Origin of the sequence: Streptomyces sp. CB01249, from assembly GCF_001905735.1 — a bacterium.
In the GTDB taxonomy this organism is placed as follows: domain Bacteria; phylum Actinomycetota; class Actinomycetes; order Streptomycetales; family Streptomycetaceae; genus Streptomyces.
Map to the genome: position 1 here is coordinate 1,026,338 of NZ_LISW01000002.1, position 12,728 is coordinate 1,039,065.

At 72.0% G+C, this 12,728-nt stretch carries 13 protein-coding genes and 2 tRNA genes; 8 read left to right on the forward strand and 7 right to left on the reverse strand.

Features of this window, described 5'->3' with window-relative positions; all coding sequences use genetic code 11:
- Window positions 1-23 precede the first annotated feature (23 nt).
- The 3 genes from AMK18_RS13135 (at window position 24) to AMK18_RS13145 (ending at window position 2,580) form a co-directional block, all read left to right on the forward strand.
- Window positions 24-97, forward strand: a tRNA-Met gene (locus AMK18_RS13135).
- 214 nt (window positions 98-311) lie between these two features.
- A complete protein-coding gene (locus AMK18_RS13140; RefSeq protein WP_198956990.1) occupies window positions 312-2,426 on the forward strand; it encodes a tetratricopeptide repeat protein in 2,115 nt (704 codons plus the stop codon).
- 80 nt (window positions 2,427-2,506) lie between these two features.
- Window positions 2,507-2,580 (forward strand) — tRNA-Met (locus AMK18_RS13145).
- Between the two features lie 108 nt (window positions 2,581-2,688).
- Here the strand turns inward: AMK18_RS13145 and AMK18_RS13150 are convergent.
- The gene (locus AMK18_RS13150) at window positions 2,689-3,108 is read right to left on the reverse strand and encodes a Fur family transcriptional regulator (protein ID WP_026171852.1); all 420 of its coding nucleotides are present in this window, start codon (window positions 3,106-3,108) and stop codon (window positions 2,689-2,691) included.
- A gap of 175 nt (window positions 3,109-3,283) precedes the next feature.
- On the opposite strand from AMK18_RS13150, the gene AMK18_RS13155 reads away from it, so the two are divergent.
- Window positions 3,284-4,735: a catalase gene (locus tag AMK18_RS13155; protein WP_073862921.1), complete on the forward strand. Its 1,452-nt coding sequence runs from the start codon at window positions 3,284-3,286 to the stop codon at window positions 4,733-4,735.
- A gap of 68 nt (window positions 4,736-4,803) precedes the next feature.
- On the opposite strand, the gene AMK18_RS13160 is transcribed toward AMK18_RS13155, so the two are convergent.
- The 6 genes from AMK18_RS13160 to AMK18_RS13185 all read right to left on the reverse strand — a co-directional run bounded on the left by AMK18_RS13160 (window position 4,804) and on the right by AMK18_RS13185 (window position 9,798).
- Window positions 4,804-5,205 carry a CBS domain-containing protein gene (locus AMK18_RS13160; RefSeq protein ID WP_018105551.1) on the reverse strand — a complete coding sequence of 134 codons (402 nt, stop codon included), beginning with the start codon at window positions 5,203-5,205 and terminating at the stop codon, window positions 4,804-4,806.
- Between the two features lie 185 nt (window positions 5,206-5,390).
- Window positions 5,391-6,191, reverse strand: coding sequence for a histidinol-phosphatase (gene hisN / locus AMK18_RS13165; protein WP_073862922.1), 801 nt, complete (start codon window positions 6,189-6,191; stop codon window positions 5,391-5,393).
- 52 nt (window positions 6,192-6,243) lie between these two features.
- The gene (locus AMK18_RS13170) at window positions 6,244-6,567 is read right to left on the reverse strand and encodes a DMT family transporter (RefSeq protein ID WP_018105553.1); all 324 of its coding nucleotides are present in this window, start codon (window positions 6,565-6,567) and stop codon (window positions 6,244-6,246) included.
- A gap of 110 nt (window positions 6,568-6,677) precedes the next feature.
- On the reverse strand, window positions 6,678-7,694 hold the full coding sequence (gene rsgA, locus AMK18_RS13175) for a ribosome small subunit-dependent GTPase A (RefSeq protein WP_073862923.1): 1,017 nt from the start codon (window positions 7,692-7,694) through the stop codon (window positions 6,678-6,680).
- 3 nt (window positions 7,695-7,697) lie between these two features.
- The gene (gene aroA / locus AMK18_RS13180; protein ID WP_073862924.1) at window positions 7,698-9,047 is read right to left on the reverse strand and encodes a 3-phosphoshikimate 1-carboxyvinyltransferase; all 1,350 of its coding nucleotides are present in this window, start codon (window positions 9,045-9,047) and stop codon (window positions 7,698-7,700) included.
- Between the two features lie 37 nt (window positions 9,048-9,084).
- A complete protein-coding gene (locus AMK18_RS13185; RefSeq protein ID WP_018105556.1) occupies window positions 9,085-9,798 on the reverse strand; it encodes a M50 family metallopeptidase in 714 nt (237 codons plus the stop codon).
- 65 nt (window positions 9,799-9,863) lie between these two features.
- On the opposite strand from AMK18_RS13185, the gene AMK18_RS13190 reads away from it, so the two are divergent.
- The 4 genes from AMK18_RS13190 to rsrA all read left to right on the forward strand — a co-directional run bounded on the left by AMK18_RS13190 (window position 9,864) and on the right by rsrA (window position 12,650).
- The gene (locus AMK18_RS13190; RefSeq protein WP_073862925.1) at window positions 9,864-10,679 is read left to right on the forward strand and encodes an SOS response-associated peptidase; all 816 of its coding nucleotides are present in this window, start codon (window positions 9,864-9,866) and stop codon (window positions 10,677-10,679) included.
- A gap of 63 nt (window positions 10,680-10,742) precedes the next feature.
- The gene (locus tag AMK18_RS13195; protein ID WP_198956991.1) at window positions 10,743-11,393 is read left to right on the forward strand and encodes an alpha/beta hydrolase family protein; all 651 of its coding nucleotides are present in this window, start codon (window positions 10,743-10,745) and stop codon (window positions 11,391-11,393) included.
- Between the two features lie 283 nt (window positions 11,394-11,676).
- The gene (locus AMK18_RS13200; protein ID WP_018105559.1) at window positions 11,677-12,333 is read left to right on the forward strand and encodes a sigma-70 family RNA polymerase sigma factor; all 657 of its coding nucleotides are present in this window, start codon (window positions 11,677-11,679) and stop codon (window positions 12,331-12,333) included.
- A complete protein-coding gene (rsrA, locus tag AMK18_RS13205) occupies window positions 12,330-12,650 on the forward strand; it encodes a mycothiol system anti-sigma-R factor (protein WP_018105560.1) in 321 nt (106 codons plus the stop codon). Before AMK18_RS13200 ends, rsrA begins: the two co-directional genes overlap by 4 nt.
- Window positions 12,651-12,728 lie beyond the last annotated feature (78 nt).

Genomic DNA, 12,728 nt, shown 5'->3' on the forward strand with positions numbered 1-12,728 from the left:
GTGGTACGGTTTGAACACAACGACGCGGGGTGGAGCAGCTCGGTAGCTCGCTGGGCTCATAACCCAGAGGTCGCAGGTTCAAATCCTGTCCCCGCTACTGAAAGACGAAGGCCCGGATCCTCCAGGGGATCCGGGCCTTCGTCGTGTCGTGGTGGCCTGCTTCGCAAGGTGGGCGTGAAGTGCGGTTCGAGGGGCACGAGTTGGCCGGGGACGTGTTTGACTTGTCTCTCTGTGGGCATGTCGACAAAACGCTGAAGTGACGTCACTGACCGCGATATACCAGGTGTACGCGGGTTACAGGTGGTGCGACGATGGTATTTATGGGGGACAGGTCAACTCTGTTGAAGACAGGGCGGTTTGCGCGGGGGCACGTCCATCCGGCGGAAAAGTTGGTGGATGAGGTGTTTGCCGCTGCCGCCGAGCAGTACAAAGACACCATCGAGAGCGCCGAGACTTCCGAGACCGTCGAGAACGCCCAGACTGTCGAGAACGCCCAGCCCGTCAACAACGCCGAGAACGCGGAGAGTGCCGCGACCGCCGAGACCGCAGAGACCATCGAGACCGCCGACGGCGTGGAGAACGCCGAGCGGGCGGAGACCGAGGCGAGCGCGGACGGCGCGGAGACCGAGGCACGCCACCGCCGCGCGGCCGACGCCGGTGACACCGCGTCGATGAGCGTGCTCGGCGCGCTGCTCCTGCGCCGGGGCGACCTCGCCGGCGCCGAACCCTACCTGCGGGGCGCCACCGCCGACGGAGACCGGGCCGCCGCCAACAACCTGGGCGTCCTGCTGCACCAGCGCGGCTACCCCGACGAGGCGGCCGGCTGGTGGCGCACCGCCGCCGTGGCCGGCTCCGCCGCGGCCGCGCACGCCCTGGGCCGGCACTTCCGCGAGCGCGGCGACGAGCCCGCCGCCGAGTACTGGCTGCGCCAGTCCGCCGAGCAGGGCCACGCGCTCGGCGCCTACGCCCTCGCCGACCTCCTGGAGCACCGCAGCGACGTCGGCGCCGAGCGCTGGCTGCGCGCCGCCGCCGAACAGGGCCACCGCGAGGCGGCCTACCGGCTGGCCCGCCTCCTGGAGCGCAACGCCACCGACGCCGCGCACGAGGTGTTCGGCCGCCCCGGCCTGGGCCCGCGCACCGGCGCGGAGCCGGTGGAGCCCGGCGTGCCCCGCCGCACCGCCGAGGGCGACGGCCCGGTCGCCGGCCCCGACCACGCGCGCGGCGGCGAGGCCGAGCAGTGGTACCGGCAGGCCGCCGCGCGCGGTCACCGGCGCGCCGCCCTGCACCTCGGCGCGATCCTCGAACAGCGCGGCGAGCTCAAGGAGGCCGGGCGCTGGTACCTCATGTCGGCCAAGGCCGGCGAGGCCCGGGCCGCCTGCGCGCTCGGCTTCCTGCTGCGCGACGCGGGCGACCGGGAGAGCGCCGCCGTGTGGTGGCTGCGCGCCGCCCAGGACGGAGACGGCAACGCCGCGAACGCCCTCGGCGCGCTGCACGCGGCCCGGGGCGAGCAGCAGACCGCCGAGCGCTGGTACCGGGCGGCGATGGACGCGGGCGACGTCAACGGCGCGTACAACCTCGGGCTGCTCTGTGCCGCCCAGGACCGCACCGCCCAGGCCGAGCAGTGGTACCGCCGTGCCGCCTACGCGGGCCACCGCGAGGCCGCCAACGCGCTCGCCGTGCTCCTGCTCCAGGCCGGCGACCCGGCCGGCGCCGAGCCCTGGTTCTCCAAGGCGGCCGAGGCGGGCAGCGTCGACGCGGCCTTCAACCTCGGCATCCTCTACGCCGGGCGCGACGAGGACCGCACCGCCCTGCTCTGGTACGAGCGGGCCGCCGCGGCCGGGCACACCGAGGCGGCGCTCCAGGTCGGCATGGCGCTCCTGCACCACGGCGAGGAGCAGGAGGCGGAGCGCCACCTGCGCTGTGCGGCGGGCGGCGGCAGCGCGGAGGCGGCCTTCCGCCTGGCCGGTCTGCTGGACGCGCGGCAGCCGCCGCCCGGGCCGCCCGCACTGGGCGAGCCGCTGCCCGAGAAGACCGAGTGCGAGGAGTGGTACGAGCGGGCCGCCGAGCAGGGGCACCGCCGCGCCCAGGTCCGCGTCGGCATGCTCGCCGCCTCCCGGGGCGACGTGGAGAGCGCCGGGCACTGGTACCGGGCGGCGGCCGAGTCCGGCAGCCGCAACGGCGCGTTCAACCTCGGCCTGCTCCTGGCCCGCGAGGGCAGCGAGCGCGAGGCCGCCCTGTGGTGGACCCGCGCCGCCGCCGACGGGCACGGGCGGGCGGCGCTGCGGCTGGCCCTGCTCGCCGCGCGGCGGGGTGAGCTGGCGGAGGGGCAGCGCTGGTGCGCCCGGGCGGTCGAGCTGGGCCCGGCGGAGGTCGCGGAGCGCGCGGCCCGTCTGCGCGAGGCCCTGCACCAGGAGCTGACGGCGTAAGGGCGTCCGGGCCGCCCCATGGGCCGTCCGAACGAATTTGCACTGGTCCGAGCCGTCCCGTAGGGTTGTGAACACAACGACGCGGGGTGGAGCAGCTCGGTAGCTCGCTGGGCTCATAACCCAGAGGTCGCAGGTTCAAATCCTGTCCCCGCTACTGAAGACAGAGGGCCGGATCTTTTCGAAGATCCGGCCCTCTGTCGTATGCGCGGTCGGGTGCGCGCGAAAACCGCCCCCGGCTCGGGGGCGGTTCGATGTGCGGCGTTCAGGCCGCCGCGGCGCAGTCCGGGCAGATGCCCCGGTACGTCAGCTCGACGCCGGAGATCGTGAAGCCGAAGCGCTCGCCGGCCGGCAGGTCCGCCAGCGGGTCGCCCGACGGGTGCACGTCGCGGATGGCGCCGCACTGCGCGCACACCAGATGGTGGTGGGCGCGGTGCGCGTTGGGGTCGTAGCGCTTGGCGCGGCGGTCGGTGGAGACCTCGATGACCTCGCCGAGGCTCACCATCTCGCCCAGCGTGTTGTAGACGGTGGCGCGGGAGATCTCGGGCAGCTTGGCCACCGCGCGGGCATGGACCTCGTCGGCGGTCAGGTGCACATGGTCCCCGTCGAGGACCTCGGCCACGACGCGCCGCTGCGCGGTCATGCGCCAGCCGCGTCCTCGAAGTCGTTCCAGCAGGTCACTCATGGGCGCCATTCTAGCAGCGCAAGGGCCAGGTCTTGAATAGGTGCGACTTTGGATGCTCAGTTGACTTGGACTTTGTCCAATGTAGGATCGCTTATGGCGTCGGCCGGAGGACAGGAAGGCCGGACGCGGGCACGGCATGAAGGCATGACGTGCGGAAACGACGCAGGAGGCGCACGTGACGCAGGGACCGCTCACCACGGAGGCAGGCGCACCGGTCGCCGACAACCAGAACAGCGAGACCGCCGGGACCGGCGGCCCGGTCCTGGTGCAGGACCAGCTGCTGATGGAGAAGCTGGCGCACTTCAACCGCGAGCGCATTCCGGAGCGCGTGGTGCACGCCCGGGGCGCCGGGGCGTACGGAACGTTCACGCTGACCCGCGACGTGTCGCAGTGGACGCGGGCGGCGTTCCTCTCGGAGGTCGGCAAGCAGACCGAGACGTTCCTGCGGTTCTCCACCGTCGCGGGCAACCTCGGCTCCGCCGACGCCGCGCGGGACCCGCGCGGCTTCGCGCTGAAGTTCTACACCGAGGACGGCAACTACGACCTCGTCGGCAACAACACCCCGGTCTTCTTCATCCGGGACGCCATCAAGTTCCCCGACTTCATCCACACCCAGAAGCGCGACCCGTACACCGGCTCCCAGGAGGCGGACAACGTCTGGGACTTCTGGGGGCTCTCGCCCGAGTCCACCCACCAGGTGACCTGGCTCTTCGGCGACCGGGGCATCCCCGCCTCGTACCGGCACATGGACGGCTTCGGCTCGCACACCTACCAGTGGCAGAACGCGGCGGGCGAGGTCTTCTGGGTCAAGTACCACTTCAAGACCGACCAGGGCATCAAGACCCTCACCACCGAGGAGGCCGTCCGCCTCTCCGGTGTGGACCCGGACAGCCACCAGCGGGATCTGCGCGAGTCCATCGAGCGCGGCGACTTCCCGTCCTGGACGGTGCAGGTGCAGATCATGCCGGCGGCCGAGGCGGCGACGTACCGCTTCAACCCCTTCGACCTCACCAAGGTGTGGCCGCACGCGGACTACCCGCCGGTCGAGATCGGCAAGCTGGAGCTCAACCGGAACCCGGAGAACATCTTCGCCGAGGTCGAGCAGTCCATCTTCAGCCCGGCGCACTTCGTCCCCGGCATCGGTCCGTCCCCGGACAAGATGCTCCAGGGCCGTCTCTTCGCGTACGGCGACGCGCACCGCTACCGCGTCGGCATCAACGCCGACCACCTGCCGGTGAACCGCCCGCACGCCACCGAGGCGCGGACCAACAGCCGCGACGGCTATCTGTACGACGGCCGCCACAAGGGCGCGAAGAACTACGAGCCCAACAGCTTCGGCGGCCCCGCCGAGACGGGCCGGCCGCTCTCGGGCGCCATCCCCGTCACCGGCGTCACGGGCAACCACCCGACCCCGCTGCACGCCGAGGACGACGACTTCGTGCAGGCCGGGAACCTCTACCGGCTCATGTCCGAGGACGAGAAGGCCCGGCTGGTCGACAACCTGTCCGGCTTCATCGCGAAGGTCTCGCGCGACGACATCGCGGAGCGCGCGATCGGCAACTTCCGCCGTGCCGACGAGGACTTCGGCAAGCGGCTGGAGGCGGCCGTGCAGGCGCTGCGCGCCTGAATCCCCTCGGTCGTACGACCGGCCCGGCCCCGCACCCGGGGGCCGGGCCGGTCGCGTGTGCGGGGTGGTCAGCCGACCAGTTCGGCCGGGCGGGGGCGGGATGGGGACCAGCAGCGGATGATGTCGCGGACCGAGACGACGCCGACCGGGCCGCCCTCGTCGAGGACGATCAGGTGGCGGAAGCCGCCGTGCGTCATGGCCGCCGCTGCCTCTTCGAGCGTCCAGCCGGGGGCCGCGAAGACGACGTCGGTGGTGGTGTGGGCGGAGGCCGTCTCGGTGTCGGGGTCCTGGCCCGCGCCGACGGCGTTGAGGATGTCGCGCTCGGTGAGGATGCCGAGCCCGCAGGTATCGGGGTCGTGGACGACGGCCGCCCCGATCCGGCGGGCCGACATCAGCCGGGCGGCCTGGCGCAGCGTATGGGCCGGGCCGATGGTGAGGACCATCGTGCTCATGGCGTCACGGACGAGCATGAAGAGTGCCACCTCCTCGGTGAAGCGACTGCGTGGGCCGATTCACAAGTTCACAAGTGGGGGAATGCTCAGAGTTGCACCGATGCGGGAAGGCGACAAGGGGTCGCGAAGATCACGAAAGGGGCGCGCGGCCCCGCCGCGCGCCCCTCGAATGTCCGTTACGCCGCCCTGCGGGCGGGGCGCACTCAGTAACGCTGGTTCAGGTACCCCAGCAGCTCGCGGTGGAGCGCCCCGTTCGACGCCGCGCCGTTCCCGCCGCCCGGCCCGTCCACACCGTCCAGACTGGTGAACCGGCCGCCCGCCTCCTGGACGACGATCGCGTTCGCCGCCATGTCCCACAGCGAGAGCTCCGGCTCCGCGCAGATGTCCACGGACCCCTCGGCGACCATCATGTACGGCCAGAAGTCCCCGTAACCCCGGGTGCGCCAGCAGGCCCGGGTCAGGTCCAGGAAGCCGTCGAGCCGCCCCTGCTCCTCCCAGCCGGTCAGCGAGGAGTACGCGAACGAGGCGTCCGCGATCCGCTCCACGCTGGAGACCTTCAGCCGGGTCGCGGAGGTCAGACTGCGGCCGGTGTACGCCCCCGAGCCCTTCGCCGCCCACCAGCGCCGGTTCAGCGCGGGCGCCGAGACGACCCCCACGACCGGCTGGAAGCCGTTCTCGCCCGCCTCCATGAGCGAGATGAGCGTTGCCCAGACCGGCACGCCCCGTACGTAGTTCTTGGTGCCGTCGATCGGGTCGATCACCCAGCGCCGCGGACCCGTGCCCTCGATGCCGTACTCCTCGCCCAGGATCGCGTCCCGCGGGCGCGCCCGGTGCAGATGGCCCCGGATCAACTCCTCGGCGGCCTTGTCGGCCTCGCTCACCGGCGTCATGTCCGGCTTGGTCTCGACCTTGAGGTCCAGAGCCTTGAACCGGTCCATCGTCACCGCGTCGGCGGCGTCCGCCAGTACGTGGGCCAGGCGCAGATCATCGTGGTAATCGGGCATGCCGTCACAGTATCGACCCGCCGGTGAGCCGGGCCACAGGGGCCCGGGGCGGTCAGTGCGCGGAGCCGGAGAGCTGGAGGCCGATCACGCCGAGGATCACCAGCGAGATCGACACCAGCTTGAGCGTGGAGACGATGTCACCGAGGAAGACCATGCCGTAGATGGCGGTCCCCGCCGCGCCGATGCCGGTCCACACCGCGTACGCGGGCCCCACGTCGAGCTTTTTCAGCGACATGGTGAGCAGACCGAAGCTGCCGAGCGCGAAGATGCAGAACGCGACGGTCGGCCACAGCCGGGTGAAGCCGTGCGAGAGCTTCAGGCAGACCGCGAACCCGGTCTCCAGAAGTCCCGCGACCACGACCAGCAGCCATGCCATCGTCCGCACCCTCCCGCATCGCCGACCGCCCGCACCGGCCGGTGCCGCTGGGCGTGATTATGCACTTACCGGAAGCGAGTGATCGCAAACGTGCGCGGCCCGGTCGCCGCTCAGTCGCCCTCGCGCCGGTTGCGGGTGGCGAGCAGCCGGCGCAGCGAGTCCAGCCGCGCCGGATCCGCGTGCCCCGCCGCCACCCAGGCGTCCAGCGCGCATTCCGGTTCGTGGCTGTCGTGGGTGCAGCCGCGCGGGCACTCCTCCGTGCCGGGCTGGAGGTCCGGGAAGGCGTTGATGACCCGCGAGGGGTCGATGTGGTTCAGCCCGAACGAGCGCACCCCGGGGGTGTCGATCACCCAGCCCCGGTAGCCCGGCAGCGGCAGCGCCAGGGCGGACGTGGTGGTGTGCCGGCCCCGGCCGGTCACCGCGTTCACGACCCCCGTGGTGCGCCGCTTCTCCTTCGGCACCAGCGCGTTGACCAGCGTGGTCTTGCCGACGCCCGAGTGCCCGACGAACGCCGTCACCCGGTCGTTGAGCTGCTCGCGGACCCGGTCGGCCGCGTCCCCGTTCTCCAGCTCCTCGCGGCTGGTGACGACGAACGGCACCCCCAGCGGGGTGTACGCGCTCAGCAGCTGGTCCGGGGACGCCAGGTCGGACTTGGTCAGCACCAGGAGCGGGGACAGTCCCCCGTCGTACGCGGCGACCAGGCAGCGGTCGATCATGCGCGGACGCGGTTCCGGATCGGCCAGCGCGGTCACGATCGCCAGCTGGTCCGCATTGGCCACGACCACCCGTTCGAACGGGTCGTCGTCATCCGCCGTCCGGCGCAGCACCGAGCGGCGCTCACCGATGCGGACGATCCGGGCGAGGGTGTCCTTGTCGCCGGACAGGTCGCCGACGAGCGAGACGGTGTCGCCCACCACCGCGGCCTTGCGGCCCAGTTCGCGGGCCTTCATCGCGACGATCGTGCGGTTGCCGACCAGGACGGTGAGGCGGCCCCGGTCCACGGTGAGGACCATGCCGTCCTCGGCGTCCTCGTGCTTGGGCCGGATGTGGGTGCGCGGGCGGTTGCCCTTGCGGTTGGGGCGGACGCGGATGTCGTCCTCGTCGGGGTTCTTGCCGTAGCGGCGCATGTCTCAGGCCCCGAGCATTCCGGTCCACATCTGCGGGAAGTCCGGCAGGGTCTTGGCGGTCGTCGCCACGTTCTCGATCTCCACTCCGGGGACGGCAAGGCCGATGATCGACCCCGCGGTGGCCATCCGGTGGTCGTCGTACGTATGGAAGGTACCGCCGTGCAGCGGGCGCGGGCGGATGTGCAGGCCGTCGGCCGTCTCGGTGACGTCGCCGCCGAGCTCGTTGATCTCCTTGGTGAGCGCGGCCAGCCGGTCCGTCTCGTGCAGCCGCAGATGGGCGACGCCGCTCAGCGTGGAGGGGGAGTCGGCCAGGGCGGCGACGGCGGCGATGCCCGGGGTCAGCTCGCCGACCTCGGAGAGGTCCACGTCGATGCCGTGGACGCGGCCGGAGCCGGTGAAGGTCAGCCCCTGCTCGGTGAGCTCGCAGCTGCCGCCCATCGCGGTGAAGATGTCGCGCAGTGCGTCACCGGGCTGCGTGGTGCGCACCGGCCAGTCCGGGATGGTCACCCGGCCGCCCGTGACCAGCGCCGCGGCCAGGAACGGCTGGGCGTTGGACAGGTCCGGCTCGATGGTCAGGTCGCGGCCGAGGAGCGCCGAGGGGGAGACCCGCCAGACGTTCGGCTCGCCGCCGGTCTCCGGCTCGTCCACCTGCGCGCCGACGGCCCGGAGCATGTCCACGGTCATCCGGATGTGCGGCATCGAGGGCAGCCGGTCGCCGGTGTGCCGGACCTCCACGCCCTGGTTGAAGCGCGGCGCGGACAGCAGCAGCGCCGAGACGAACTGCGAGGACGAGGAAGCGTCGATCGCGACCGGGCCGCCGTCCAGCGCGCCGCCGCCGTGCACGGTCATCGGCAGCGAGCCCCGGGAGTCGTCGTCGATCCGGGCGCCGAGGACCCGCAGCGCGTCGATCACCCCGGTCAGCGGGCGCTCGTAGGAACGGGGGTCGCCGTCGAAGCGGACGGGTCCTTCGGCGAGCGTGGCCACCGGGGGCAGGAAGCGCATGACCGTACCGGCGTTGCCGACGTCGACGGTGACCGGGCCGTGCAGCGGGGCCGGGATGACCCGCCACGCCTCGCCCGCGGCCTCCGCCCCGGCGGCCGCGCCGGTCGCGGCGGAACTGGAGGACACCGTCTCCTCGATGCGTACGCCCATCGCGCGCAGCGCGTCCGCCATCAGCAGGGTGTCCCGGGAGCGCAGCGGGCGGCGCAGCCAGCCCGGCTCCGAGGAGAGCGCGGCGAGCACCAGCGCGCGGTTGGTGACCGACTTGGAACCGGGCACCGTGACGGTCGCGTCGACGGCCCCGCTCGCGAGGGGGGCGGGCCAGAGGGCAGGGTGCACGGCGCTTTCGGTCATGCGCTCACTTTAGAGGTTTGGGCGAACGTGAGCCCGGTCACAGCCCCAGCAGCCAGCGCCCGCCGCCGATCAGGGAGCACAGCGACACCGCGTGGAAGAGGAACAGCCACAGCGCCGCCGGGACGTCGGTCAGGCGGGACAGCTGGTCCGCGTCCGAGTCCGGTGCCCCGCCGTGCCGCCGCTTCGACTGGAGCTCGAACACCGGGCGTACGCCGCCCAGCAGCAGGAACCACACCACGCTGTACGCGAACAGCGACTGCCAGGCGGGCGAGGCCAGCCACGAGACCAGCAGGAACACCGAACCGGTGAGGATCACCGTCAGTGCCCCGTACACATTGCGGATCATCACCAGCATCACCGCGAGCAGGGCCGTCGCCAGCCACAGCAGCAGCGTGATCCGGCCGTCCACCAGCAGCCAGGCACCGCCGAGCCCGAGGAGCGAGGGCGCGGTGTAGCCCGCCGCCGCGGTCAGCACCATGCCGATCCCGGTCGGCTTGCCCCGGCTCACGGTCAGCCCGCTGGTGTCCGAGTGCAGCCGGATGCCGGAGAGCTGCCGGCCGGAGAGCAGGGCGACCAGTCCGTGGCCGCCCTCGTGCGCGATGGTGATCGCGTTCCGGGACATCCGCCAGAGGATGTTCGGCACGACCGCGATGAGCGCCGCGGTCGCGGTCACCACCACCAGCCACTGCTCCGGGGCGGGCTGGGTGCCGGTGACGCGGTCCCACAGGTTGCCGAGATCGGTGCTGTCCATGGGGCGGGCGGCTCCTTACCGGATCGGGGTCCGTTCGGGATGGCGGTCGTGGCAGTCTGGCACTTATGTGCGGACGGTATGCAGCGAGTCGGCGGCCCGAGGACCTGACCGGACTCTTCCAGGTGGAGAAGTGGGAACCGGCCGAGGCGCTGGAGCCCGACTACAACGTGGCGCCGACCAAGGAGGTCTACGCCGTACTGGAACGTCCTGTGAAAGACGCGGACGACCAGCGCCCGGTTCGCCAGATGCGGGCACTGAAATGGGGGCTCGTCCCGTCCTGGGCCAAGAACCCGGAGGGCGCCGCCCGGATGATCAACGCCCGGGCCGAGACCGTCCACGAGAAGCCGTCCTTCCGCCGCCCCTTCGTCTCCCGGCGCTGCATCCTGCCCGCCGACGGCTATTACGAGTGGGTGACCGGCGCCGAGGAACGGGAGCTGGAGGAGAAGGGGCGCCGCAAGCGCCCCCGTAAGCAGCCCTACTTCGTGACCCCGGCCGACGGCTCGGTCTTCGCGATGGCCGGACTGTACGAGTTCTGGCGCGACCGCACCCTGCCCGACGACCACCCGCAGGCGTGGTGGGTCACCTGCTCGGTGATCACCACCGAGGCGGAGACCGGTCCGCTCGCCGTCGCCCCCGCCGACGGACCGGCCTCGCTCTCCGACATCCACCCCCGGATGCCGCTGATGCTCACCCCGGACCGCTGGGACGACTGGCTGGACCCCTCGCGCACCGACATCGAGGAGCTGCGCGCCCTGCTGACACCGCCGCCGCCCGGCCTGATGCGCGCCTACCCGGTCGCGACCGCCGTCAGCAACGTCCGCAACAACGGCCCCGAGCTGAAGGACGAGCTGGCCGAGCCCGAGGTGAGCACCCTCTTCTGAGCCGTACGCGACGGGGCGCCGCGCCATCCCCGTACCGCCCACCGGTGTTGGTTGGATGGACCCGTGAACACCGACGACGTGACCCCCCGCGCCGAGACCGTCGAGACCGGGGCCGGCACCGCCCGCGTCACCTGGCTGGACGCCCCCGCCCCGCGCCTCGTCCTCGCCCTCGGCCACGGCGCCGGAGGCGGCATCGAGGCACGCGACCTCAAGGCCCTCGGCGCCGCCCTGCCCGCGCACGGCGTGAGCGTCGCCCTCGTGGAGCAGCCCTGGCGGGTGGCCGGCAAGAAGCTCGCGCCCGCCCCGAAGACCCTGGACACCGGCTGGCGCGGACTCTGGCCGGCCCTCGCGGCGGCCGGGCCGCCGGTCGTGGCCGGGGGGCGCAGCGCCGGGGCCCGTGTGGCCTGCCGCACCGCCGCGGAGCTCGGCGCCCGGGCGGTCCTCGCGCTCAGCTTCCCGCTGCACCCGCCGGGCCGCCCCGAGAAGACCCGCGCCGACGAGCTGCTGGGCTGCGGGGTGGACGCCCTCGTCGTCCAGGGCGGCAACGACCCGTTCGGGAATCCCGCCGAATTCCCGCCCGGCGACTACCGGATCACCGAGGTGCCGTACGGCGACCACGGCTTCTCCGTACCGAAGAGGTCCGGGCTCACCGAGGAGCGGGCGATGGAGATCCTCACCGCGTCCGTCGCCGGGTGGCTGGCGGATCTGAAGTGACGCGGGCCCCTCGCACGCCCGGGAATGCCCGGCGGAGGGCCGCTGTTGTGAGGGACATCGGTACGCCAACGTCGTAAGTGGAGAGGGAGTCCGTCGCATGGGTTCGACCATCTGCCCACGTCGCTCGAACACCGCTGACCTGGAGTGGACGGTCCTGCACGCGGCCAAGACCACTCCCGAGCGGTCACTCGGCGGGACGGAACGACAGCCCGCGCCGGACCAAGGTCGACTATTCTCCGATTCGAGCGGGTCCGGTTTCGGCTCCGCCCCAGCGTTGGAGGAGGTGGGTCCGGTCACAGGGACCGACACAGGGACCGACGACGGCCGCCCGCAGGAGACGACGGCCGAGCGCAACGCGCGTTTCGAGCGCGACGCCCTCGGTTTCCTCGACCAGATGTACTCGGCCGCGCTGCGCATGACGCGCAACCCCGCGGACGCCGAGGACCTGGTCCAGGAGACGTATGCCAAGGCGTACGGCTCCTTCCACCAGTTCCGTGAGGGCACCAACCTCAAGGCGTGGATGTACCGCATCCTCACGAACACCTTCATCAACTCGTACCGCAAGAAGCAGCGCGAACCCCAGCGCAGCGCCGCCGAGGAGATCGAGGACTGGCAGCTGGCACGCGCCGAGTCGCACATGTCCACCGGGCTGCGCTCCGCCGAGTCCCAGGCCCTCGACCACCTGCCCGACTCGGACGTGAAGTCCGCGCTGCAGGCGATTCCCGAGGAGTTCCGCATCGCGGTCTATCTCGCCGATGTCGAGGGCTTTGCCTACAAGGAGATCGCGGACATCATGGGGACTCCCATCGGTACGGTGATGTCCCGACTGCACCGGGGCCGCCGTCAACTGCGCGGCATGCTGGAGGACTACGCCCGTGACCGCGGGCTCGTCCCGGCCGGCGCCGGGGAGTCGGACGATCGGAAAGGCTCGGGCTCATGAGCTGCGGAGAGCCGCACGAGACGGAGTGCGCAGAGGTCCTCGACCACCTCTACGAGTTTCTTGACCGGGAGATGCCCGACAGCGACTGCACCAAGTTCGAGGAGCACTTCGTGGAGTGCTCCCCGTGTCTGGAGAAGTACGGCCTGGAGCAGGCCGTCAAGAAGCTCGTGAAGCGCTGCTGCGGCCAGGACGACGTGCCGGCCGACCTGCGCTCCAAGGTGATGGGCCGCATCGACCTCATCCGCTCGGGACAGGCGGTGCCCGAACAGGACATCGCGGTCTCCGGCCCCGAGGTGCCGAGCGCCGCCAAGGAGTAGGCGCCCCGCGCCCCACCTCCACGCCGCACCCCCGCGCGCTTCACCCGAACGTGCTAATCGCCCCCAACGGCACCCGCC

Bases quoted from the DNA above. Each gene is read 5' to 3' on its own strand.
- AMK18_RS13140 (WP_198956990.1), top strand. From the start codon at position 312: ATGGTATTTATGGGGGACAGGTCAACTCTGTTGAAGACAGGGCGGTTT.
- AMK18_RS13150 (WP_026171852.1), bottom strand. From the start codon at position 3,108: ATGAGTGACCTGCTGGAACGACTTCGAGGACGCGGCTGGCGCATGACC.
- AMK18_RS13160 (WP_018105551.1), bottom strand. From the start codon at position 5,205: ATGCTCGTCCGTGACGCCATGAGCACGATGGTCCTCACCATCGGCCCG.
- hisN (WP_073862922.1), bottom strand. From the start codon at position 6,191: ATGCCCGATTACCACGATGATCTGCGCCTGGCCCACGTACTGGCGGAC.
- AMK18_RS13170 (WP_018105553.1), bottom strand. From the start codon at position 6,567: ATGGCATGGCTGCTGGTCGTGGTCGCGGGACTTCTGGAGACCGGGTTC.
- rsgA (WP_073862923.1), bottom strand. From the start codon at position 7,694: ATGCGCCGCTACGGCAAGAACCCCGACGAGGACGACATCCGCGTCCGC.
- aroA (WP_073862924.1), bottom strand. From the start codon at position 9,047: ATGACCGAAAGCGCCGTGCACCCTGCCCTCTGGCCCGCCCCCCTCGCG.
- AMK18_RS13185 (WP_018105556.1), bottom strand. From the start codon at position 9,798: ATGGACAGCACCGATCTCGGCAACCTGTGGGACCGCGTCACCGGCACC.
- AMK18_RS13190 (WP_073862925.1), top strand. From the start codon at position 9,864: ATGTGCGGACGGTATGCAGCGAGTCGGCGGCCCGAGGACCTGACCGGA.
- rsrA (WP_018105560.1), top strand. From the start codon at position 12,330: ATGAGCTGCGGAGAGCCGCACGAGACGGAGTGCGCAGAGGTCCTCGAC.